Here is a 23469-nt window from a genome sequence, read left to right as displayed (position 1 = left end):
TTATTTGTCTCCGCTCCAAAGTGCATTTTGTGGGGGTAATTCAGGTTCACGTTGCTGATGATCTTGCTTGGCCAGTTTTTTCCAGCGCTTCATGCCTTTATGTGAACGCAGTTGCGGGTTGGCGATTTCGTCTACCGCGAAGTTGAGCAGTGCCAGACCTGTCACCAACAAGGTCAGTGCCATACACGGGGCCAGCAGTTCCCACCACGCGCCGATTAACATCGACGATGAGGTCTGAACGTTGTAGAGCATGATGCCCCAACTGACGGTGTTCGGGTCACCCAGGCCCAGGAAAGACAGGGTGGCTTCCATCATGATGGCGTACATCACTGAGCCGATGAAGCTGGCGCCGACAATCGAAATCAGGTTGGGCAGAATCTCGACAAAGATGATGCGCCACGAGGATTCACCCAGAACTTCGGCGGCTTTGACAAACTCTTTTTCGCGCAGTGCCAGTGTCTGCGAGCGAATCACCCGCGCGCCCCAGGCCCAGGACATGCAGCCAATCACCAGAGTAATCGTCAAGGGGCCGGCTTCGCCAATAAAGGCGGCAACCACAAACAGCAATGGATACTGAGGGATCACCAGCATGATGTTCATCGCGGCGGTCAGCACATCGTCGACCCGCCCGCCAAAGTAACCAGCGGAGACGCCGATCACCGTGGCAAGAATGCAGACGGTGATACCGGCGCCAAAACCGACAGCCAGAGACACGCGTGCGCCGTAGGCGACCTGAGACCACACATCACGGCCCATGCGGCTAGTGCCGAGGAGGTGATCGGCTTTTTTCGACATGATCAGGGTGCGCCGGTCATTGGCGAGGTTTTCGGCAACCCAGCCATTGGGTGAAGCCTGAGCGGCTTTGACTACAAAGCCCGGGTATTCGTGCGGGTTGCCGGTGCGTTTATCCGGCGCGTGTTTGGTCAGCAGTGGCGCCGCCAGCGCGATCAACAGAAACAGCCCGATAATGATGGTTCCGGTCAGGGCCATCGGGTTACGCCAGATGAGTTTCAGAAGGTCTTTCATGATTACTTGCCTCCTTTGCGCAGGCGTGGGTCGAGCACGACATACAGCATGTCGGCCACCAGGTTAAAGAACAGCATAAACAGGGTCATGATCAGCAGTTGTCCCTGCAGTACCTGATAGTCACGCGCGTTGATGGCGTTGAACAGCACCGAACCAAGGCCCGGGTAGTTAAAGATGATTTCGATGATCAATTGACCGCCAATCGCCATCCCGAGAGACATCGACAGAGCGGTGACACTAGGTAGCAGGGCATTACGCGCTGCGTAGTTGAATACCACGCGGTTTTCGCTCAGGCCTTTGCCTTTCGCCATGGTGATGTAGTCTTCGGCCAGCAGGTTGATCATGTTGTTGCGCATATTGACCAGGAAGCCACCAATTTGCACGATGGCCGCACAGAACAGAGGCAATACGGCGTGGTACGCGACGTCTTTGATGAATGCCCAGTCTGTCCAGTCTGGCGTTGTGCCGGCGGTGTAAGCGTAGCCGGTCGGAAACCATTTCAAGCCGATGGCAAAGGTAAACATGGCCAGCATGGCGATCACCACCTGAGGAACCGCTTGTAGAATTAACATACCCGGCGTGACAAACGCATCGTATTTACTGCCGCGTTTCCAGGCGGCGAAAATACCGAGTATGGAACCAATGGAGAACGACAGCACCACCGCCGTCCCAGCCAAAAACAGTGACCAGCCGAATGCGCCGCCGAGCAGCGTATTCACAGACAGCGGATAGAATTGAATGGAAGTTCCCAGCTCCCAGCTGAGAATGTTTTTCATGTAGGCAAAATATTGCATCCAAATTGGACCATCGACGAAGCCCAGTAGTTGTTTCATCGCTTCGATGCGCTCCGGCGTCACCTGGACTGATGCGTTGGCAAACATCATGGTCACCGGATCTCCGGGCATGGCCCGCGGAATAATAAAATTCAATGTCGCTGCGACCAGCAGCGCAATGGTATAGAACGACAAACGTCTTAAAAAGTAACCCATAACTCACACCTTACTCACCCAGATAGTTTCCCTGCTTCTGGTTTCAGGTCGCTCCCAGCGAAATTCAGAGCGAACAATCCCCTGACGACGGGCGCCACTAACTTACTGCCTGTGTTGGGGATTTTTATAGGCGGCGTACGGATGCACGCCGCATAGACTGACGTCTGGTTATTTGACTGGTTTCAGATCCAGTACGTGCAGCAGACGCTCAGGGATACCAGCCCAGATGTTTGGACGGCCCTTCGGATTTTCCTCGTTCCACCAGCCGGTGAAACGGGTGGTGTTGTACTGATACATGTATGCCCCAGACATCACAGGAATGGTCACCTGGTCATTCGCGATGATGTCTTGAATGCCGTGGGCGATATCCAGCTGTTTGTTCTTATCGGCTGTTTTGTAGAAACTGTTCAGCAGACCATCCAGCTTGTCGTTTTTGTAGAAGTGCATCGCGAAGCGAGGCATACCGTCACCTTGCTGCAGTGCGGAGTTGTACGCACTGTTCCAGTAAGTGTACGGGTCTGCACCGTGGAAATAGTTGGTGTACGCTACGTCATAGGTGCCTTCCAGCATCGCCTGGTTGTACACCGAGAAGTCTGGTGTACGCGCTTTGGCTTTGATGCCGACTTCAGCCAGTTGCTCCACTGCCAGTTGAACGGTGTTATTGAAGTCCGTCCAGCCGTTTGGCGACTGAATCAGTAACTCGAACGATTTGCCCGATGGTGTTTCGACAAAACCGTCACCATTGGTGTCTTTGAAGCCTGCTTGGCTAAGCAGCTTCTTCGAACCTTGTGGATCGTAGGAGTTAAATTTCTTGAACTTGGTGTGGACGGCTTCGTTCGACCAGCTTTCGAACGCGTAACCCAACCCTGATGCAAAGTCGTTCACCGTACCGCCGCCGTAGAACGCAATATCGATGATGGTCTGACGATCCAATGCCATTGAGAAAGCACGACGGAAATCTACGTTAGTCAGCGCTTCGCGTTTGGCAGGATCCGGGTCTTTAAAGTTGACCATGAAGGCCTGAGTGCCTGATGGCGGATACCAGTAGTGGTGATTCGGGCTGGCTGCTGCGTAGGTGCGGTCGATATCTGGGATGAACGATGAGGTCCAGTCCAGCTCACTGTTGACGACTTTACCCAGAAACTGGTCATTGTTGGCAATCTGAGGGACGCGCAGACAGTCGACTTCCAGGTTATCGTTGTCCCAGTAGTGTGGGTTGCGGCACTGAATGTACAGTTGCGAAGTGAAGGTGTCGATTTCTGTGAACGGGCCTGAACCGACCGGATTTTCATTGGTGAATGTGGCCGGATCTTTCACGTCTTTCCAGATGTGCTGCGGCACAACCGGTACCTTCGAGATTTCGTAAGGAACATTGGAGTTGGCTTCAGTCAGGGTGAATTTCACCTGATAGTCATTCACTTTTTCTACACTGGCGACCCAAGAGTTAATGCCACTCTGATCCAACTCAGGTTTCTCTTTCACCAGGTTGAATGAGAACACCACGTCATCCGCGTTGAACGGTTTGCCGTCAGACCATTGTACGCCTTTACGAATATCAAACGTCACGCTTTTCAGATCGTCGGCCATCTTAAAGTTTTCCGCCAAACGGAAAACCGGGGTATTGCCGTGCATTTCATTGAACACCACCAGAGGTTCGTAAAGAAAGTCGGTTGTGGTGTGCAAGTTGGTTGCACCTAAATACGGGTTAAAGTTACGGACAAACGTCGTAAACTCTTTCGGGTGGATTGTCAGTTCACTGCGCTCCGCTGCGTTGGCGACCGAGGCAAAGCCCGTGGTTGCCGTCGCAATAATCGCGGTGGCGAGTGCTGTTTTTTTAATATTGGCAAGCATAGCTGTTCCTTACTATTTGCTTTCATTTCACTGTTGGATTCGAACGCCATCCCACGATGGCCATTCTGCAAAACCTACCTCATTGGGCGCCGACATTCCGGAGGAGAACATCAGCATGAGTGGCCTGTAGGCCTTGGCTGAGAGTAAGAAAACACCCTGACAAGAAAATTATCAATTTCCTTTCCCGTTAAAACCGTTAAAACATGGCGTTGACCCGTCGAAAACGTTAAAACAGTGCCGTTTGGTATAAAATATCACCAAATTTTGTCTTTGAACTCAGTCGCAACTCTTTGATATGGTCTTGTGGTGAGTTAGTGTTTACTTACATTATTTTTGTCTTATATCAATGGTTTGTATTAGCTTGTCTATTAATGAGATCTCACTCACTGGCCTCAGCAGGTGTTAATTTACGTTAGGAAATTAAATCTGCCGTTCTGTTGTGATTCGCTTCGCAATATCCGGCAAAGGTTTCGATCTGTGGTGAAATTAAGTGTGTGTTGTCGATTTTAGCGTGTCCGTAGCGCGTTGAACAACCGGATCTCGAGGTGTTTATTTGTGATGAGAAATAATAGCGGCGGCAGGTTTTAGTCACAGTTTTGCTAAGGTGGATGGCGATGGTCAGGCGTCGTCTGGAACAAAGAAAGCCCGCCATGTCGGCGGGCTAGAGATTGAGGGCTTAACTGGACAGCAGGTGCTGGAGCCGGTCACGTAAGGTTTCGATGTGGCTGCGATCCGGGCTTTGTTCCTGACAGTGCTCCAGAATGTAATCCAGTGAGCTGAGTACCGTGCGCCAGCGCGGTGTTTTCGGCAATGTTTCAATCCGCAGGTATTTGTCTAACGTCCGGGTTTGAAGGGTTGAACGGTCCAGATACACACGCCAGAGCCCACTTTGCTCAGCAAAGGCGAATTTGTTTTCACCGGTCACTCGTTCCCAGTAATCCAGTGCACAGGTCATGGCATCGACCAGGATTTCACGCATGATTTCCTGCTTGGACAGATTCTCTCCGGAAACTTTATCGGCCAGGCGGGTGAACTCGCCACCCAGCTCTTTCAGTTGCTGTAGCTTGGCTCGGTCACCTTCAAACGCGTAGCTTGAGAGTGCTTCTATGGCGGTCTCCAGATTGTGGATCCGCGCGATGTTGACACCGCCGCCGACGTTAAAGATGTAAATGTATTTGAGGCCAGAGGCTTCCGGTAAGCGCAGAATGTCAGCCGAGACATGTTGACGGACGTCTTCCACGTAAATATCGATGGTGCCGCAGTAATGATCCTGAGCGATCTCGGTGTATTTGGGGGCCAGCAGTTCGTCACTTTGGGAGCGTTTGAGCTGTTCCTGAGTGCGTTTAAACAGCTTGGCGGCGGCGTCGTTGGCAAAACGGATCTTACCGTCTTCGCGTACGCAAATGATGGCTTCCGGCGCCGACTCAAGCTGCTCCAGCAAGCGGCCCTGTGTTTCCAGTAGGCTGGCTTCGACCATTGCCCGTTTTTTCAGCTCTTGTTGCAACAAACCGTTTTCAACCCGGCGCATTTCCGCTTTACTGGCGGTCAGGTGCGCGTCTATCCGTGCCGCCAGCTCCTGTTTATTGAACGGTTTCGACAGATAGTCGTTGGCACCGGCGTCAAAGCCGCGCAGTTTATCGTCGGCCTGATTCAGTGCCGTGAGCATGATGATGGGCAGTGCTGCGTGATCGTATTGCTCACGCAGTTTCTCACACACCTGGTAACCGCTCAGTCCCGGCATCATGATGTCGAGCAGCAACAGCGCTGGTTTTTCTTTCTCGATCAGATCCAGTGCTTCGTAACCGTCTTTGGCGCTGCGTACCCGGTAGCCTTCCAGGCGCAGAAAGCTGTCCAGCACTCGGACGTTGACCGGTTCGTCATCGGCGATCAATAGCAACGGTCCATCCGGGTTCTCCGGCAGAGTACCTGGCTCGGGTAAATCCAGCTCTGGATTGTCCGGTACTTTAAAGTGTGCGGCGCCAGCGTGGCTGACCTCCGCGATTTGTTCCGGCGAGGCCAGCGGCAGGGTAAAGCTGAACGTCGTGCCGACCATCGGCTGGCTGCTGACGTACAGAGCACCATCCATCAGTTCGATGAGCTGGCGACTGATCGACAGCCCCAGCCCTGCGCCTTGTCGGTAGCGACTGGCGTCATTGCCCGCCTGAATCAGCGGCTCGAAAATGTGTTCCAGCTGTTCGGCCGGTATGCCCTGGCCAGTGTCGACCACCTGAACGCGAACATTGTCGTCCACAATGCTGGATGAGATAACAATTTTGCCCTCGCTGGTGTACTTGATGGCATTGCCGACCAGGTTATACAACACTTGTTCCAGTCGTTGCGGGTCGGCGCTGACCCAGGTATGACTGTCTTGAACCTGATTGATGATGCGTATCGACTTGTTACCCAGCAGATGGGCTGACAGCTCCAGCACCAAACGGGTAGAACTGGCCAGATCGACGGCGGTCGTGTGTATGTCCAGGCTGCCATAACGCATTTTGTGATAGTCCAGCAAATCGTCGACCAGATTCGCCAGACGCTGACCACTGCTGATGATAATATCGAGCTGGTATTTATGATCGGCCGTGATGGGACCATTGGCTCCGGACGACAAGGCTTCGGCGATACCCACCATGCCATGCAGTGGCGTACGCAATTCATGGGATGTGGTGGCAAGAAACTCATCTTTCAGTTTGTTGGCCAACTGCAACTCATGGTTCTGCTTTTTGATCAGGTGCAGGTTGTCTTCCAGCTCGCGATTTTGCTTCTTGATCAATTGAATCTTGTCGCGGATCGAGCGCTGCATGCGTTCAAAACTGACTGCCAGCCGGCCAATTTCATCTTTGCGTTCGGTGTTGATCATGGTGACGTCCAGATCGCCGGCAGAGACTTTTTCAGCGGCCCAGGTCAGTTTGAGCAGTGGCGAGGTAATGAAATTGGACAGGTAGTGTGAGGCAACCACCACCAGCAGCAAGGCGCTCATCATCGCAACCACAAACACCGTTTCCAACTGGTTGACCCGGGCAAACGCCACTTTCTCAGGCACTTCAACCACTAATGCCCAGTTGAGCCCTTTGATTGAAATCGGCGCGTAAGCCGCGATTTCGTTTTCGCCATCAGTGTTGGTATAGGTTCCGACTGCGGACTGACCACGCAAGGCCAGATCAATCACTTCGACACTCTTATTAACTTCATCCTGCTGATACGCCAGCGTGCGGCTGATGTGGTCATCACCGACCAACAGCGTACGCATGTCGTTGTTCGGTTTGTCGGCGATCAGTTTGGTGATACCGTTACTTGGCAAACGGAACAGAGCGTAGCTGTGCAGATAGCCCTGTTGAATAATCGGGGCGCCCAGCCAGGCCACTGGCTGACCGTCACGAGCAGAGAAGTCAGAGAACACCACCGGCGTAAAATCTTCGTTATTCTTGCGCTTTTCACTCACCAGTTCTTGCAATTGGTGAAATGTCTGGCCGAGATTGTCATCCCTAAAAACACCGCTGAGCAGGTTCGTGCCGTAATAGCCATATTTGTAGATGGAATAGGTGACGTTGCCATCGCGATCGACCAGCAAAATATCATCGAAGTCTGAACGCTTGAGCAGTTCCAGATAGGCCCAGTGGTAGCGTTTGTGCAGCAGGCGATAGCGCTCGCTGCCGTTAAAGTTACTCGATTGTGGCAAAATGGAGGTCTGAACCTGATCGCCTGAGCCGGGAATGTAACGTTGCTGGGCGTGTTGACGCGCTTGCTCAATATCTATGCCCAGGTTCTGGAACGCATTGACCAAACCGTAGAAACGCCCGCCACTGGCGTACGCCAGTTCAGAGCGAACGAAGCCCATCACTTCCGATTCTTTGGCATTGAGATAATCAATGACCTGCTGTTGTTTACTGTCCCGGACGGAGAGGAGGTGAGAGGTACTCTGCTCCTGCAGATCTTTACTGTGCGATTGGAGAAAGAACAGGGCGGTGATGGTGAGTGGCGTGATGCTCAACACCAGAAACGCCAGCATCAGGGTATTTTGCAGGCGTTTGAATCTTTGTTTACGATACAACCTGAACATATGTCACTTTTTATAGGTGAGGCGAAGACGTCAGTCACGTCAAAGCTGAATGAAAAAACAGAAACCTAAAGTGACGAAATTAACGAGTTTTTTTACTTTGACAAGTAAGTCCACCTCAAAGCGTGTGCACCAACGCAGTTTTTCCTCTTTCGGGGACGAAAATACCCGGTTTCAGGTGAGAAACCGGGCTGGAATGGTTATTTTTGTGCGTGATAAATCGCGAACTTGGTGGTCTTATTTAGCGTCTCGCAATTACCGAAAGCCTGCTCAATGAGCGGCGGATATTTGAGGAAGCTATTAGCGACAATATAGAGCTGGCCGTTTGAGGTCTGATGCTTAGGGGCATCGGCCAGCAGGGTTTCGGTCGCGCTGTAACTGGTATCCAGGCCCGCATGAAAAGGGGGGTTACTGACAATATAGCGGTAATCACGCGCCGTATCCGAATAGACGTCGGAGGCAAACACACGACCTTCCAGTTGGTTGGCTTGGAGTGTGGCCTGACTGGATGCCACGGCCAACGCACTGATGTCACACATTTCCAGTTCAATGTCCGGGTTCAGTTTGGCCATTACGGCCCCGAGGACACCGGCACCACAACCGAAATCAAGTACTTTGCCGCTCAGGGACGGTAAAGTATCCAGCAACAGCTGACTGCCAATATCAAACTCACCGTGGCTGAACACACCCGGCAGGCTACGAATGGTTAGGGAGTGCTGCTGGTATTGGACCTGATAACTTTTAAACCAGGCGTCTAGCTGAAACGCGGCAGGCATCTCCACGCACTGACCCCAGTAAAACGAGCAGCGCCGGGCAGAATCATATTTGTTGATTGGACCATAGGGCTTGAACATTTTTTCAATGCTTTTCACGCCGCTGCGGTTTTCTCCCACCACTACGATTTCGGTTTCCGGGCCCAGTTTGGCCAGCAACATAGCCAGCAGAAAGTCGGCCTCCGCTTTGGCTTTCGGCCAGTAGAGTAGGATCATGTCAGCTCCGGTTTCTGCGGTCAGCTCAGCACCAAAGTAGCTGTTGAGCTGCTCGTAGGCACGGATTTGGCGATAAAAACCATAGTTGGTGGTAAAGACACTGACCGACGCGCAATGCTGACGCAATTCCAGCGCAAACAAATCTTCGACTTCGCCGGCCACCAACACGTGTTTACCTTCGAAGTATGCCAGTTGTCGCTGGGCGATTTGGCTGGGGGCAATATAAGCTGACATGAATGATCCCGGAAAAAAATGACGGCAGATTCTCTCACAATCTGCCGTCGGCTTGAAGTCGTATGACTCAGCTGTTGTCCTGTTGGTCGAGGAAGTCTTTGAACTCCTCATCATAGATGTTAAACAGCACCATGGTAATGGCGAAGATCAGTGGACCGTAGATCAGGCCAATCAGCCCAAACAGATGGATGCCGCCCAGCAGAGAGAAGAAAATCAGCAAGGTGCTCATTCCGGCGCTGCCTTGCATCAAAAGCGGGCGCAGCAGGTTGTCGATTGAACCGACAATGGCAATGCTCCACACCGCCAGGAAGATAGCCCAAGTTGTGTCCCCGGTCAAAAACAGGTACGCGGTCGCCGGTATCCAGATCAACGCGGTGCCGACCACCGGAATGAACGATGCGAAGCCCATCATGGTGCCCCAGAACAATCCCGGAAAACCAGCCAGCCACATGCCGATGCCACCCGCCAGCCCTTGGGCGATGGCGGTCAGAAACGAGCCCATCACTGCAGACTTGGACACTTGTTCTATCTCATCCAGCAGTTTGTCTTCCTGGCTTCGCGACAGCGGCAGGATATGACGAATGGAGCTGATGATATGCTCGCGATCACGCAGCAGAAAGAACAGCACAAACAGCATCAGGAAAAAGTTCATCAGGAAGTTAGTGGCGTCGCCGAGTATTTTGGCGCTGATCCCGACCAGATTAGTGCCGAGGGATGTGGCCAGTTGGGCGGCTTTCTGGGCAATTTCCTGCGGTTTGATGGCATCAAATGGCAGGTAATTGTTGATGACTGATAATCCTTTCACCACCCAGGGGTGTTGAAAGATCTCCTGGATTCCGCCGCCGGTGACCCAGGCGTAAAGGTTTTGTGAAAACAGCGAGCCTTGCTGCACGATGGCGGCAAACACAAACAGCAGCGGGATGACGATGATAAAGGTGAGGATCACACAGGAGATCAAAGCCGCGATGTTACGGTGATTCGGCATTCTGGCTTCCAGTCCGTTGTGGATTGGTATCATCAGCATCGAAATGATGAACGCCATTACAATCGAGTTGATATAAGGTTCTACCAGCAGGTAACAGGCGATTCCGGCGGCCACCAGGGCGACGACCAACACCCAGTGGCTGGAGGTTATTTTCACTTTTTCTGACACAGACGTTGTCCATTTATCACGCGTTATGGGAGTATAATGACGTTAAAACCTAGTGTTATCAATGGAGAAATGTTGCGATGGGCTGCTGTAGTGATGATAAAAATTGCGCTGGACAACGTAAAAAGCGTCGCCCTTTTCCTTGGTTTGGTGCCATTCTGGTTCTGCTGGCGGTGCTGGTGGTATTGAACTGGCAAGGATAATAAAAAGGCTGCATATCAATGCAGCCTTGTTGATGGGAGCTGAGTGTCAGCGATTACGCTTCCTGCGCCAGAACGGCAAAGCAGCGGTCGGCCGCTTCCAGGGTGGCGTCGATCTCTTTCGGGCCGTGCGCCAGAGAGGTGAAGCTGGCTTCAAATGCAGACGGCGCCAGATAAACCCCGTGGTCGAGCATCAGGTGGAAGAAACGTTTGAAGCGATCGATGTCACATTTGGTGACGTCTTCATAACAAGTGATGGTATCTTGATCGGTAAAGAAGAAACCGAACATGCCGCCAACCTGGTTGACCACCAAAGGAATGCCGTGTTTGTCGGCCAGCGCCTTGAAGCCTTCTGCCAGTTGTTTGGTTTTCGACGCGAGACGTTTTTCATTGCCTTCTTCTTTTAGCAGCGACAGACTGGCAAAGCCGGCGGCCATAGCAACCGGGTTGCCTGACAGCGTGCCTGCCTGATAAACCGGACCAGTCGGTGCGATGTACTGCATCACGTCTTTGCGTCCTCCAAACGCCCCGACAGGCATTCCGCCACCGATCACTTTACCCAGAGTCGTCAGATCCGGTTTGATGTCGTAGTAGGCCTGAGCGCCGCCCAGTGCGACACGGAAGCCGGTCATCACTTCATCAAAAATCAGCAGTGCGCCTTCTTCATCACAAATTTGACGCAGTCCTTGGTGGAAGCCTTCAACCGGCGGGATACAGTTCATGTTGCCGGCGACCGGTTCAACGATGATACAGGCGATTTCGTCTTTGTTGGCCTCAAACAATGCGCGCACGGAGTCCAGATCATTGAAAGTGGCGGTCAGCGTGTACTTGGCAAAATCTGCCGGAACACCCGGTGAGCTTGGCTGACCGAGCGTCAGGGCACCCGAGCCGGCTTTCACCAGTAGGCTATCAGCGTGGCCGTGATAGCAGCCTTCGAACTTGATGATTTTATCGCGGCCGGTAAAGCCACGAGCCAGACGTATCGCACTCATGGTCGCTTCTGTACCGGAGTTCACCATACGAACCTGTTCCATGGAAGGCACCAGCTCTGATACCAGCTCTGCCATGGTGACTTCCATCTCCGTTGGTGCGCCGAAGCTCAGACCGCGTTGTGCGGCTTGAATCACGGCGTCACGGATCACGGCGTGGTTATGGCCAAGAATCATGGGGCCCCATGAACCGACGTAATCGATATACGCTTTACCATCAGCATCAAAAATCAAAGGGCCGTCGGCACGTTCGATAAAAATCGGTGAACCACCGACGCCGTTGAACGCGCGTACCGGTGAGTTGACGCCGCCAGGAATGGTTTCCTGCGCCTTCTGATACAGTTCTGCTGATTTGGTCATTGGAATATCCTCTTTTGATTGCTCGGACCAAGTTGGCGGGCATTGTAACGCTACCCGAGCGAACTAGAAACGCCTGACGCCACATTCTAATCACTTTTTGTGCGTAATCTGAGCGTGACTCAGTGTAAAGTTGTGAATTGCGCGATAGTAGTGGCGAATACTTGAACGCTAAGGTCAGGTATTGGATAATCAACTATTATCGAAATATAGAGATAGACCCGCAGATGGCCGTCAGGCCCTCGCCAGCGGGCTCTGACACGAGTGAGAGAGGTCGTCGTGAGCGAAGTAAATGTACCATTGTCCTTTTCTGATGCAGCGGCAACGCGCGTAAAAGCGCTGATTGCTGAAGAAGAGAATCCGGAACTGAAGTTACGTGTATACATTACCGGTGGTGGTTGTAGCGGCTTCCAGTACGGCTTCACCTTTGACGAAAGCGTCAATGAAGGCGATACGACTATTGTTAACAGCGGTGTGACCTTAGTGGTTGACCCGATGAGTCTGCAATACCTGATCGGGGGGGTGGTGGATTACACTGAAGGTCTGGAAGGATCGCGCTTTTTTGTCAACAACCCGAATGCAACCACAACCTGTGGCTGTGGAGCGTCGTTCAGCGTGTAAATCACAGTAGCCACTTGTTGAGTGACGGGTAGGGGGACACTGCCCGGCTCTGTGTGCCTAATTGTACGCGGGGCTGAATAATTCTAAAAAAGGTACTCACATAAGGATGTTGTATGCCTGGAATCAACAACGGTGGCTATTGGTCTCAGAAACCATGGCTGGTTTCTGCTGCCTTGGTTTTTTTTCTTTGCCTGTGGCTCGGGCTCGGTTCTCTCTGGGCGCAGGATGATGTCGACACTTCAGAGCAAGTCCAAACCATTCCACTGGCAAAAGTGGTCTATCAGACCTTTCATGCCACGCCCACTCATAAAATCATCAATCTTTATGGCCGCACTGCGCCCGATCGCCAGGCGACACTGGGGGCAGAGATTGCCGGAAAAATTGTCTCACTGGCGCTGAGAAAAGGCAGCCGGGTGGAACAAGGTCAAGTGATCGCACGCATCGATCCGGCGGATCTGGATATTCAGCTCAGCCGCGCGCTGGCGATGCTGAAAGTGCGCGAAAAAGAATTCAATGCCGCCCGAGCGCTGAAAAACCGTGGCTTGCAGGGGGAAGTGGCGTTTGCCACGGCTGAAGCGCAACTGGCTGAAGCGAAGGCGATGGCCAGCAATGCCCGATTGGCGCTGCGTAATACCCAGGTACGGGCACCCTTTGCCGGTATTATCGACCAATTGCTGATTGAAACTGGCGATTTTGTTGCGGTGGGCGATCCGGTGGCGACCCTCATCGATCTCGACAAAGTGGTGATCGAAGCGGACGTCAGTGAACGTCATATTCAATATTTGCAGCCCGGCCAAGCGGCTCAGATACGCTTTATCGATGGAGAAAACCTCACGGGCCGTTTGCGTTACGTGTCTCGGGTGTCATCACCGGCCACCAATACGTTTCCGATCGAAATTGAAATCGACAACCCTGAGCAGCGTATCCCGGCCGGGGTCAGTGCAGAAGTGGCGATTAGCCTCAACGATCAACTGGCGGTGAAAGTCACGCCGGCGATGCTGGCGCTCGACGAAGCGGGTAACCTTGGGGTTAAAACCTTGCAAGATAACGTGGTGCATTTTGTTCCGATTCAGTTGGTAAAAGCCGAACAGGATGGCGTCTGGCTAGCAGGACTCGGTGAAGTGGTGGATATCATCACGGTGGGACAAGGGTTTGTTCGCGACGGTGATCAGGTTATTGCTACGCCGCAACCCCGCTCAGATCAGAGCTGAAGGAGAGAGTATGTACTCACTGATTGATGCTGCTCTGTCGCGCACTCGGACCATGCTGACGCTGCTGGTGTTCATACTGGTGGCCGGTGTCATCACCTATCTGACTATCCCCAAAGAGTCGAGTCCGGACATTACTATTCCTATCATCTACGTATCGGTTACTCATCAGGGGATTTCACCTACCGATGCCGAGCGTCTGTTGGTACGCCCGATTGAACAGGAGCTGCGTTCAATCGAAGGAGTAAAAGAGATGACTGCTACGGCTGCCGAAGGTCATGCGTCGGTGATGCTGGAATTCAACGTCGGTGTGGATCTGACTAAGGCAATGGCGGATGTGCGCGAAGCGGTGGATTTGGCCAAGCCGAAGTTACCGGCCGACAGCGATGAGCCCACCGTGAATGAAGTCACGCTGGCTTCAGAAGAGCCGGTGTTGTCGGTGGTGCTGTATGGCACCGTACCGGAGCGGACCATTGTTCAGATTGCCCGCCAGTTACGCGACAAACTGGAAAGTTATCGCCAGGTGCTGGAAGTTGACATTGCCGGCGATCGTGAAGACATCGTCGAAATTGTGGTCGACCCGCTGCTGATGGAAAGTTATGGTTTGGATCAGGGGGATATTTACAACCTGATAGCCCTGAATAACCGGGTCGTTGCCGCCGGTTTTGTCGATACTGGTTACGGGCGTTTCTCGGTGAAAGTTCCGTCGGTATTCGATTCTTTGAAAGACGTGCTGGAGCTGCCGGTCAAAGTGGATGGCAAACAGGTGATCACTTTTGCTGATGTGGCGACGGTGCGGCGGTCATTCCGCGATCCGGAAAGTTTTGCCCGTCTGGACGGCGAGCCAGCGGTGGTGCTGGACGTGAAAAAGCGCGCCGGCGAGAACATCATTGAGACGGTTGAATTGGTCAAAGCCGTGATTGCGCAGGGGCGTGAGCAGGCAGAATGGCCGTCCAATTTATTGGTGAAATACACCTGGGATCAGTCGGATGATGTCCGTCTGATGCTCAACGACCTGCAAAACAACATTTTGTCGGCGATTATTCTGGTGGTGGTGGTGATCATCGCCATCCTTGGGGTACGCACTGCGCTGCTGGTCGGGGTGTCGATTCCGGGGTCATTTCTGACCGGCTTGCTGGTGTTGTCCGTGTTCGGGCTGACCGTCAACATTGTGGTGCTGTTTTCGCTGATCATGGCGGTCGGTATGCTGGTGGACGGGGCGATTGTGGTGACTGAGTTCGCTGATCGGCGAATGCAGGAAGGAGTTGACCGAACTCAGGCCTACCGCGATGCCGCCAAGCGCATGGCCTGGCCCATCACCGCCTCCACTGCGACCACGCTGGCCGCGTTCGCTCCGTTGTTGTTTTGGCCGGATATCACCGGTGAGTTTATGAAATACCTGCCATTGACGCTGATTGCTACGCTCAGTGCGTCATTGGCGATGGCGCTGTTATTTGTTCCGGTATTGGGAAGTCTGATTGGCAAACCCCAGCACGCCACCACAGAAAGCCGGCAGCAAATGGTGGCGCTGCATGACGGCGATTTTACTCAGGCAACCGGTCTGACCCGGCTCTATTACCTGACCCTATCGGTAGCCATCCGCCATCCATTGAAAATTCTGCTTGCGGCGATCGTGATGGCGATAGGGGTGGGTTTTGCCTACTCGAAAGCCGGTTTAGGGGCGGAATTTTTCCCGGAAGTGGACCCTCCGTTTTTTAACGTGAAAGTGCGCTCTTACGGCGATCTCTCCATTCGGGAGCAGGATGCGATCATGCGTGACATTGAGCAGGTCATGCTTGGTCACGACGAATTTGAGAGTGTTTATACCCGCACCGGGGGCGACGATGAAATTGGTCAGATCCAGATCAAACCGGTTGACTGGCAGTATCGGCGTAAAGTCAAAGCGATTATCGACGAGCTGAAACAGCAGACGGATCAGATACCCGGTGTGGAGATCGAGTATAAGTTTCCCGATGCTGGTCCGCCGGTGGAGCACGATTTGGTGATCGAAATGAGCGCGCGCGATCTGGATAAACTCGATACCGCGGCCAAGCAGGTGCGTCACTGGGCAGACAATAACCCTGCACTGACTAACGTGAGTGATTCCTCCAGCAAAGATGGCATTGACTGGCAGATTGACATCCGTCGCGATGACGCCTCGCGTTTTGCTGCCGACGCCACCCTGGTTGGTAACACGGTTCAGTTTGTGACCAACGGTCTGCGCATTGGTGACTACCTGCCGGATGATGCCGATGAGGAAGTGGATATTCTGGTGCGTTATCCGGAAGACAAGCGTGATATTGGCCGTTTTGATCAACTGCGGGTGAAAACCCCGGCTGGTCTGGTGCCCATCACCAATTTTGCCAGCATTGTCCCGGAGCACAAACAGCACACCATCAAACGTGTCGACGGCCAACGGGTGATCAACATCAAGGCAGACATGGTTGAAGGTTACAATCTGGCGTTGGAGCTGCCGAAAGTCGAACAGGCGTTGAGTGAGCTGAGGCTGGCCTCTGGGGTGACGTTTAAAATTCGTGGCCAGAATGAAGAGCAGGAACATTCCTCGGCCTTTTTGCAACAAGCGTTTTTGGTTGCTCTGGTGGTGATGGCACTGATCCTGATCACTCAGTTCAACAGTTTCTATCAGGCATTTTTGATCCTCAGTGCGGTGCTGTTTTCCACCGTTGGGGTTTTCCTGGGGCTGCTGATTTTCCAGAAACCGTTTGGCATTATTATGTCCGGGATTGGGGTGATTGCGCTGGCGGGGATTGTGGTCAACAACAATATCGTATTGATCGACACCTATAACCAGATGCTCAGTCGTGGGCTGGACAAACGCGAGGCGATTTTGCGTACCGGCGTGCAGCGCTTACGGCCTGTGCTGCTGACAACGGTGACAACCATCCTCGGCCTGCTGCCGATGGTGCTGGAGATGAACATTGACCTGATCAATCAGAAAATAGAGTTCGGCGCTCCCAGCACCCAGTGGTGGTCGCAACTGGCGACGGCGGTGGCGGGTGGGCTGGCGTTTGCGACGTTGCTGACGTTAGTGCTGACGCCTTGTCTGTTGATGCTCGGCCGCAGTCCGGTTCAGCAAGCGATGCCTAGTACGGAGCTTAGCGAATAAAAAAGCCCGCAACAGCGGGCTTTGTTCAGTTATTGGCATACAGTAACTGGCTGTAGCGTTCAAGCTTTTCCAACCGGTTTTTGGCGTTGGCGATGAAGGTCGTCTTCGCTTGTCCGGTGAGTGATTTAGCCTGAGGCAACTTGACCGTACGGGCATTCTGATGGACACCGTTGACCAAAAATTCGTAGTGCAGGTGAGGACCAGTAACCCGCCCGGTGCCACCCAGCGTGCCAATGGTCTGGCCCTGCTTGACCCGCTGACCTGTTTTGACCAGACGTTTGGTCAGGTGCAGATACTTGGTCATGTAAGTGCTGTTGTGGCGGATGAACACGTAGTTGCCGTTAAACTGGTTGTAGCTGGATTTTTCCACCACACCGCTGCCCGCTGCCCAGATTGGCGTGCCAACCGGAGCGGCGTAATCGGTTCCGCGGTGCGGACGAACCCGGCCCGTGACCGGATGGAGACGACGCGGATTGAAATTCGAAGAAACGCGACGAAAATCCAGTGGCGCACGCAAGAAGGCTTTTTTCATTGCCCGGCCATTCTCATCGTAATAATCGCCGGTTTTGTCATCCAGGATCGCTTTAAAGGTGTCTCCCTGGTTGGTAAAGATCGAGGCAATGATTTTTCCACGCCCAATCACTTCGCCTTCCACGACTTTCTCCTGATAGAGAATACGGAAATTGTCGCCTTTACGGATATCGAGAGCAAAGTCGATATCCCAGCTGTAGATACCGGCCAGTTCCATGATTTGGTTGGGCGTTAACCCGGCGCTGATCCCCGCATTCCAGAAGTTGGAGGTGATGTCGGCTTCGGCGTAATTGTATTGGTAATAGACTTCTTTGGTGTCCAGCCGGCTCAGGTAACCCGAATCGGACTTGGTGATGACAAAGTTTTCGTATGAGCTGATCGGACGTTTGATCTGCAACAGTTCATTGTTCTGATCGAAACCAAACAGCAAGACATCACCCGGGCGTAAGCGGGTCAATTGCTTTTCGATTTCTTCACTGCTGGTGGTGAGCTCGTACAATGTCCGGGAAGATAAACCGACGCGCTGGAACACCAACGCTGCACTTTCTCCAGAGCCAACGGTGTGTTTTTGCCAGCGCAGCGCAGCCGTCGGCGTGATCACGCTGCCTGGGGCGAGCGCTTCAGCGTCTATCGTCAGCGGATAATGACGTCCGACTTCAAGTGTGCCTTCATCACTACGCAGGTCTTGAGGATCGGGTAAAAACAGTGCAATGACCATCAAAGCACTGAAACAGGCAATTAATGCTCGGTGCATCCATGGAAGTCGAGCGAAGATAGACAACATCTTAAAGTTCGTTCTGCAATTAATTAAAGAAAATAGTGGGCTCTTTAGTCTAACTGGTTTCAAAAAGCATCGCTATTCAAGTAATATGTCGAACTAATAAATTTTTGCCAAATCTGTGGGAGTGAACAAGAATGGCGAGTATTGAAGCAGCGCTGGCCGAAATTAAGCGTGGTGTGGAAGAGCTGATTCCAGAAGAAGAGCTGATTGAAAAACTGAAAGAGGGTCGTCCTCTGCGTATCAAATTAGGTGCCGATCCAACCGCACCTGACATCCACCTTGGTCACACTGTGATCCTGAATAAACTGCGTGCATTTCAGGAACTTGGTCATGATGTTACATTCCTGATTGGTGATTTTACCGGTATGGTCGGCGATCCGACTGGCAAAAATACCACACGTCCGCCGCTGACGCGCGAAGATGTACTGCGTAACGCTGAAACCTACAAGCAACAAGTGTTTAAGATTCTGGATCCGGCTAAAACCAAGATTCAGTTTAACTCTGACTGGCTGTCGGAGCTGGGCGCAGAAGGCATGATCCGTCTTGCCGCTAACCAGACGGTTGCTCGTATGCTGGAACGTGACGACTTTAAAAAGCGTTACGCGGGTGGCCAGCCGATTGCAATTCACGAGTTCATGTACCCACTGCTGCAAGGATACGATTCTGTGGCGATGGAAACGGATGTAGAGCTTGGTGGTACTGACCAGAAGTTCAACCTGTTGATGGGGCGTGAGCTGCAAAAATCTCATGGTCAGAAGCCTCAAGTGGTACTGATGATGCCTCTGCTGGTGGGGCTGGACGGTGAGAAGAAAATGTCCAAGTCTGCCAACAACTACATTGGCATCAGTGAAGCGCCGAGTGAGATGTTCGGTAAGATCATGTCGATTTCCGATGATCTGATGTGGAGCTACTACGAATTGCTGTCGTTCCGTCCACTGGATGAAATTGCTCAGTTTAAATCAGATGTGGAAGCAGGTAAAAACCCTCGTGATATCAAGATTCTGCTGGCGAAAGAAATCATTGCTCGTTTCCACAGCGACGCCGACGCCGACGCCGCAGAGCAGGAGTTCATCAACCGCTTCCAGAAAGGCGCTATCCCGGACGAAATGCCAGAGTTTGGCTTTGATGCGGGCCTGCCAGTATCGAACCTGCTGAAAGAAGCGGGGCTGTGTGCATCAACGTCTGAAGCGATGCGTATGGTCAAGCAAGGTGCAGCGAAGATCGACGGTGAGAAAGTGGCGGACGCGAAGTTTGAGCCGGCAAGCGGGACGTACGTATTCCAGGTCGGCAAGCGTAAATTTGCCCGTGTTACTATCAGTTGATGCGTAACTTACCGAAGCAAAAACGCCCGACATGGGCGTTTTTTGTGTCTGTTTCCCTTTGAAAACGATGGCAAACCGAGTTCGATTTGTTATCATAGCGCGGTTGCCACTGGGGCAACGTTTTTGGAGACCACTATGAACAATACCGACCATCCCCCTAGTATGAAGGGAGAAAAATAACCCGCTTCGGTATTGGCGCTCTCCGTCCCTGCCTAAGTGGTAGGGAGCTTGTTTTCCTCTCTCTGTTTTTCTCCATGTCTTACTAGAAGATAAATCGCGGACTTCCGTCGGCCTGTGTGTGCCTGCCGGAAAAACGTTGTTTATCGATGGTCGTTACCAATTGCCAATCGGGAGATTCGCCATGACGGTAATGAGCGACACTTGTACACAAAACACCACACCGTTCTCCAACGCGGAGATCAGTGCGGCTCGTAATGCTTTTTTGCAGTACGACCAACAAAAACAAATTCATTTACTCACTGTGATGCCGATTGAAGAAGCCGTAGGCATTCTCAATCACTGCTCTGTGGCTTACGTGCAACAGCTGATCAATCAACTGGAGCAGGAAGGCTTTGATAAGCAAGCGCGTCATTTCGCCCATCAAATGGGGTTTATCTATTCTGAGGTGGAGCCGACGAATGACTATCTGAGTACCGGGGTGCTTGAGCATGTTAAACATCGGATAGGTTGGATCATTGCACTGGCGCTGCTCGGAATTGTCTCCGGGCTGATCATTTCTCACTATGAGGATACGCTCAGTCAGCTGGTATTACTGGCGATTTATATGCCAGTCATCGCGGCGGCAGGCGGTAATACAGGCAGCCAGGCTGCGACGTTAGTGATTCGGGCGCTGGCAACCGGAGAGCTGAAAAAACGCCAGTGGTTGGCGGTTTGCTGGAAAGAGAGTCGGGTCGCGGTGTGCATTGCCCTGGCGATTGCTTTGGTGATCGTGGCGCGGATTCTGATCTTCAGTGATCCTGCGTCGGCTGGTGGCTTTAACATGCATCTAATTGCCGCTGCCATCGCGGTGGCGCTGTTTATTCAGGTGACGATATCGACCACGCTGGGCGGGCTGCTGCCCATCCTCGCCCGGGCGTTTAAGCTGGATCCGGCGGTATTGGTCAGCCCGGTGCTGGCGTCGGTGGTCGATATCTCAGGAATGTGGATTTACTTCACGGTCGTGAATTACTTCCTTCACTTAGCCTGACTGTAGTTGATCACATCCTGGTAAAACAGGGTTTCGAACTGAGTGATCGGCGGGACGACGGGTTGGTCGTCGTCCCTACGGACCGGATGGTAGTCACTGACAAACTGAACGAAAATCGCATTCGGTTTGCCGTTTTTGTCCAGACCGTACCCCGCCATATTGTAGCTGCCATACAGTGAGCCGCTTTTGGCAATCATCTGTCCTTTGATTGGTGCTTTACGCATGCTGCGACGGTAATGCAGGGTGCCGGATTCACCCGCTTTCGGCATCATATCGATAATGTGCAGTTTGTGATCATTGTTGTAGATATAACGCAGTACCGCCGCCATGTCGTGCGCGGTAAAACGGTTATTGCGTGATAACCCTGAGCCATCTGCCAACTGAGCGTGTTTAAGATCGATGCCGGTGTGTGCGAAGATGATTTGCTTGATCGCCGCGGTGCCGTTTTTGAAACTGCCGGGCTGGATGAAAAACTGGGCACCCAGCGACTTGGTCAGGCTGTCAGCGATCAGGTTATCGGATTTTTTCAGCATCTCATCCAGCAGCTGTGGTAACGGCGCTGAGTAGTGCACCGCCAGTGTTTTCTGCAATGGCGCGTTCGGGCGGCCGACTTTCACTTTGCCATCCAGTTTTATCCCGAGGCGATTGAGCTCGGTGTAGATCATGCGTGTGGCATACAGACGTGTATCCTGAACCGCGAACTTGAGTGGCAGAGGTTGCTTTCTGGACACCAGGCAGCCTCGTAATTGATAGTGGTTGTCCGGGTGCGTCAGCAGTTCAAGGTCGCACTGCGCCGCTTTTTGCCCGGCTCGGGTGACGGTTTTGACACTGGTGGACACATAAACCGGATATTGCTCTGGCACATAGACGCGGGTTTTGCCGTTGTCCTGCGTATATATTGAGGCTTGAATACAGTTTTCGTCCAGAGTGATCGCACTGGCTGGCGCGCTGTAACACACCCCCAGAATGTCCCAGGGCCAGCCGATGGCGCGCTCATAGCCACTGAACGCTGAGTCGTCCAGCCAGATGTCACCTGTGATACGGGTGAGTTTTTGTTGCTTAGCCGCCGACAGCATATTCGCCAAGTCTTTGGTGGTCAGCGTCGGGTCACCTGAAAATTGAAACACTAAATCATTACCGGCTTTGGCCAGTGTGGTCTGGTAATGAAATTGATCGCCCAGTTCCAGCTTGGCCGCCAGTGCTGTCACCAGCTTAAGTGTACTGGCTGGCGGAAAAAACTGGTCGCTGTTGTTGGTTAGTGTCAGACCGTTATTGCCCTGCAAATCTTCCACCAACAGACTACTGCGGCTGCCTTGCGGAAGTTTATCAACTGGGGCGTATTTGTCTGCAATTGCCTGGCCGGCCAGCAGAGTGGAAACAAGCAGAAGCGCGTAGTTAAGCGTACGTGTCATGGAATCGGGCCTTCATCAGGTCGTATCAATGGGATTCAGTAGCTCTAAGTATAAAGAGCCATTGGGCGTGAAACCAGTCGGATAGTTTGTCAGATGTTAGACGGCGGTCAATTCTAACCTCAGGAAATGAAAAAACCCGGCCGAAGCCGGGTTTGAAATTGCTTTACGAGTGAATACTCGTCAACACATTAGAATGTGTATTTCAGGCCTAGACGTACAGAGTCTTCTGCGTCTTGTACTTTACCGTTGTTGTCGGTGTAAGCATCGTCTAGCTGGTTGAATTTGTAAGCAACGTAAGCGTTCAGGTGCTTGTTGAAGTCGTACGCACCAGTCAGCTCGAAGAAGTCAGAGATGTCGTCGTTTTCAACTTGACGGTTCTGGTAAGCACCGATGATGCTGAAGTTGTTTTCGAACTTGTATTTCGCAGCGAACTCGTAGCCGTCGAAATCGTTGTCGTCGTCTAGATCACCAGTAGTGTAAGTGAAACCAGTGTAGAAACCGCCGTTAGTGTAGTTGATACCAGCGATAACTTGGTCTGCGTCACCGTTGTTGTTTTCACCAGCTGCGTAACCCAGACCTAGGCCCAGACCGAATGGCAGGTTGTAGATAGCAGATACGCCGTAGCCGTCTGAATCGTCTTCTTCACCAGCGATAACGCTTGCTTTAACAGTCAGAGCGTCGAATTGACCAGTGTAAGCGATAGTGTTGTTGATTTGCTCGTTACCAGCGTAGATGAATGCTTTCTGATCACCAGTGTAAGTCGCGATGTCTGACATGTCAGAGATCTGAACACCAGCAGTGTTTTGACGACCGAAAGATACTGCGCCGTAAGTGCCCATCAGACCAACGTAAGCGTAACGCTGTTGGAATTTGCTGTCGCCTTCTGCGCTCTTAGTAGTTTGCTCAGCTTCGTAGAAACCAAAACCGCTTAGAGTGTCAGTGATTTGAGTAGTACCACCAACGTTCAGACGTACACGGCTCTTGTCAGCCATAGTACCGTCGATGTCTGAACCATCTTCATTACCGTTGAAGTCGCCACGGAATTCAGCGCGGCCGCCTAGGAAAAGGTTTGCACCGTCTGCAGAGTAGATAGCGTTAGTGTTGTCGCCGCCGTTTACTGCTGGGCTGAAATCTGTTGCTGCGCTTGCGCCGCCTGCCACTGCTGCTAGAGCTAGAGCGATCAGAGTCTTGTTCATCTTATTAAGTCCTAATTTACTGTCCATAAATAGTTTTTTATGAAGGGGAGAGCGAAAAAGTACTCGTCCACCTTACGTTATCAGACAGATGTGAAACCCTAAGCAAAGACCTTTTACTGTCAGCAGGCACACATCGCCATCAGATACGTGGCCTATGTTGTAACGCTAAAGTTCCTTATGTCGTTAGTAAAATGATATAAATCTGACTATTGAACGGTGTTT

At 52.3% G+C, this 23469-nt stretch carries 16 protein-coding genes; 6 read left to right on the top strand and 10 right to left on the bottom strand.

Annotated features, from left to right (window positions below; translation table 11 throughout):
- The 6 genes from CAG65_RS01750 to CAG65_RS01725 all read right to left on the bottom strand — a co-directional run bounded on the left by CAG65_RS01750 (position 1) and on the right by CAG65_RS01725 (position 10299).
- Complete coding sequence (locus CAG65_RS01750) at positions 1–1026, bottom strand: ABC transporter permease (protein WP_161451751.1); 1026 nt, start codon at positions 1024–1026, stop codon at positions 1–3.
- 2 nt (positions 1027–1028) lie between these two features.
- Entirely contained in the window at positions 1029–2015 is a 987-nt protein-coding gene (locus CAG65_RS01745) for an ABC transporter permease (protein ID WP_161451749.1), read from the bottom strand.
- Between the two features lie 168 nt (positions 2016–2183).
- Positions 2184–3866 carry an ABC transporter substrate-binding protein gene (locus CAG65_RS01740; protein ID WP_161451748.1) on the bottom strand — a complete coding sequence of 561 codons (1683 nt, stop codon included), beginning with the start codon at positions 3864–3866 and terminating at the stop codon, positions 2184–2186.
- A 676-nt stretch (positions 3867–4542) separates the two neighbouring features.
- A complete protein-coding gene (locus CAG65_RS01735) occupies positions 4543–7926 on the bottom strand; it encodes a hybrid sensor histidine kinase/response regulator (protein WP_161451746.1) in 3384 nt (1127 codons plus the stop codon).
- A 197-nt stretch (positions 7927–8123) separates the two neighbouring features.
- Positions 8124–9146: a 16S rRNA (guanine(1207)-N(2))-methyltransferase RsmC gene (gene rsmC / locus CAG65_RS01730; protein WP_161451744.1), complete on the bottom strand. Its 1023-nt coding sequence runs from the start codon at positions 9144–9146 to the stop codon at positions 8124–8126.
- A gap of 67 nt (positions 9147–9213) precedes the next feature.
- Positions 9214–10299, bottom strand: coding sequence for an AI-2E family transporter (locus CAG65_RS01725; RefSeq protein ID WP_021705705.1), 1086 nt, complete (start codon positions 10297–10299; stop codon positions 9214–9216).
- Positions 10300–10376: 77 nt separating this feature from the next.
- On the opposite strand from CAG65_RS01725, the gene CAG65_RS22355 reads away from it, so the two are divergent.
- Positions 10377–10499, top strand: a complete 123-nt coding sequence (locus CAG65_RS22355) for a hypothetical protein (RefSeq protein ID WP_272924751.1) — start codon at positions 10377–10379, stop codon at positions 10497–10499.
- 53 nt (positions 10500–10552) lie between these two features.
- Here CAG65_RS22355 and hemL read toward each other — a convergent pair whose 3' ends face one another.
- Complete coding sequence (gene hemL, locus CAG65_RS01720; protein WP_161451742.1) at positions 10553–11845, bottom strand: glutamate-1-semialdehyde 2,1-aminomutase; 1293 nt, start codon at positions 11843–11845, stop codon at positions 10553–10555.
- Between the two features lie 276 nt (positions 11846–12121).
- Between hemL and erpA the strand changes: the two genes are divergently transcribed.
- The 3 genes from erpA to CAG65_RS01705 all read left to right on the top strand — a co-directional run bounded on the left by erpA (position 12122) and on the right by CAG65_RS01705 (position 16798).
- Complete coding sequence (gene erpA / locus CAG65_RS01715; RefSeq protein WP_021705703.1) at positions 12122–12463, top strand: iron-sulfur cluster insertion protein ErpA; 342 nt, start codon at positions 12122–12124, stop codon at positions 12461–12463.
- 113 nt (positions 12464–12576) lie between these two features.
- Positions 12577–13674, top strand: coding sequence for an efflux RND transporter periplasmic adaptor subunit (locus tag CAG65_RS01710; RefSeq protein WP_161451740.1), 1098 nt, complete (start codon positions 12577–12579; stop codon positions 13672–13674).
- Between the two features lie 10 nt (positions 13675–13684).
- Complete coding sequence (locus CAG65_RS01705; RefSeq protein ID WP_161451738.1) at positions 13685–16798, top strand: efflux RND transporter permease subunit; 3114 nt, start codon at positions 13685–13687, stop codon at positions 16796–16798.
- Between the two features lie 25 nt (positions 16799–16823).
- On the opposite strand, the gene CAG65_RS01700 is transcribed toward CAG65_RS01705, so the two are convergent.
- The gene (locus tag CAG65_RS01700; RefSeq protein WP_161451736.1) at positions 16824–18113 is read right to left on the bottom strand and encodes a peptidoglycan DD-metalloendopeptidase family protein; all 1290 of its coding nucleotides are present in this window, start codon (positions 18111–18113) and stop codon (positions 16824–16826) included.
- A gap of 131 nt (positions 18114–18244) precedes the next feature.
- On the opposite strand from CAG65_RS01700, the gene tyrS reads away from it, so the two are divergent.
- Together tyrS and CAG65_RS01690 are read left to right on the top strand one after the other, a co-directional pair.
- Positions 18245–19432, top strand: coding sequence for a tyrosine--tRNA ligase (gene tyrS / locus CAG65_RS01695; protein ID WP_161451734.1), 1188 nt, complete (start codon positions 18245–18247; stop codon positions 19430–19432).
- A gap of 361 nt (positions 19433–19793) precedes the next feature.
- Positions 19794–20639, top strand: coding sequence for a magnesium transporter (locus CAG65_RS01690; protein ID WP_021705698.1), 846 nt, complete (start codon positions 19794–19796; stop codon positions 20637–20639).
- On the opposite strand, the gene dacB is transcribed toward CAG65_RS01690, so the two are convergent.
- Complete coding sequence (gene dacB / locus CAG65_RS01685) at positions 20627–22051, bottom strand: serine-type D-Ala-D-Ala carboxypeptidase (protein WP_161451732.1); 1425 nt, start codon at positions 22049–22051, stop codon at positions 20627–20629. The two genes, CAG65_RS01690 and dacB, sit on opposite strands and share 13 nt — an antisense overlap.
- Before the next feature lie 188 nt (positions 22052–22239).
- Positions 22240–23247, bottom strand: coding sequence for a porin (locus tag CAG65_RS01680; RefSeq protein WP_161451730.1), 1008 nt, complete (start codon positions 23245–23247; stop codon positions 22240–22242).
- Positions 23248–23469: the final 222 nt, after the last annotated feature.

Origin of the sequence: Vibrio sp. V39_P1S14PM300, assembly GCF_009904765.1 — a bacterium.
Lineage (GTDB): Bacteria > Pseudomonadota > Gammaproteobacteria > Enterobacterales > Vibrionaceae > Vibrio > Vibrio proteolyticus.
This window is presented reverse-complemented; position numbering and strand designations above follow the sequence as displayed.

What these genes read in the sequence shown, in the direction of transcription:
- CAG65_RS01750 (WP_161451751.1), bottom strand. Translation starts at nt 1,026, where the DNA reads ATGAAAGACCTTCTGAAACTCATCTGGCGTAACCCGATGGCCCTGACC.
- CAG65_RS01745 (WP_161451749.1), bottom strand. Translation starts at nt 2,015, where the DNA reads ATGGGTTACTTTTTAAGACGTTTGTCGTTCTATACCATTGCGCTGCTG.
- CAG65_RS01740 (WP_161451748.1), bottom strand. Translation starts at nt 3,866, where the DNA reads ATGCTTGCCAATATTAAAAAAACAGCACTCGCCACCGCGATTATTGCG.
- CAG65_RS01735 (WP_161451746.1), bottom strand. Translation starts at nt 7,926, where the DNA reads ATGTTCAGGTTGTATCGTAAACAAAGATTCAAACGCCTGCAAAATACC.
- rsmC (WP_161451744.1), bottom strand. Translation starts at nt 9,146, where the DNA reads ATGTCAGCTTATATTGCCCCCAGCCAAATCGCCCAGCGACAACTGGCA.
- CAG65_RS22355 (WP_272924751.1), top strand. Translation starts at nt 10,377, where the DNA reads ATGGGCTGCTGTAGTGATGATAAAAATTGCGCTGGACAACGTAAAAAG.
- hemL (WP_161451742.1), bottom strand. Translation starts at nt 11,845, where the DNA reads ATGACCAAATCAGCAGAACTGTATCAGAAGGCGCAGGAAACCATTCCT.
- CAG65_RS01710 (WP_161451740.1), top strand. Translation starts at nt 12,577, where the DNA reads ATGCCTGGAATCAACAACGGTGGCTATTGGTCTCAGAAACCATGGCTG.
- CAG65_RS01705 (WP_161451738.1), top strand. Translation starts at nt 13,685, where the DNA reads ATGTACTCACTGATTGATGCTGCTCTGTCGCGCACTCGGACCATGCTG.
- CAG65_RS01700 (WP_161451736.1), bottom strand. Translation starts at nt 18,113, where the DNA reads ATGTTGTCTATCTTCGCTCGACTTCCATGGATGCACCGAGCATTAATT.
- tyrS (WP_161451734.1), top strand. Translation starts at nt 18,245, where the DNA reads ATGGCGAGTATTGAAGCAGCGCTGGCCGAAATTAAGCGTGGTGTGGAA.
- CAG65_RS01690 (WP_021705698.1), top strand. Translation starts at nt 19,794, where the DNA reads ATGACGGTAATGAGCGACACTTGTACACAAAACACCACACCGTTCTCC.
- dacB (WP_161451732.1), bottom strand. Translation starts at nt 22,051, where the DNA reads ATGACACGTACGCTTAACTACGCGCTTCTGCTTGTTTCCACTCTGCTG.
- CAG65_RS01680 (WP_161451730.1), bottom strand. Translation starts at nt 23,247, where the DNA reads ATGAACAAGACTCTGATCGCTCTAGCTCTAGCAGCAGTGGCAGGCGGC.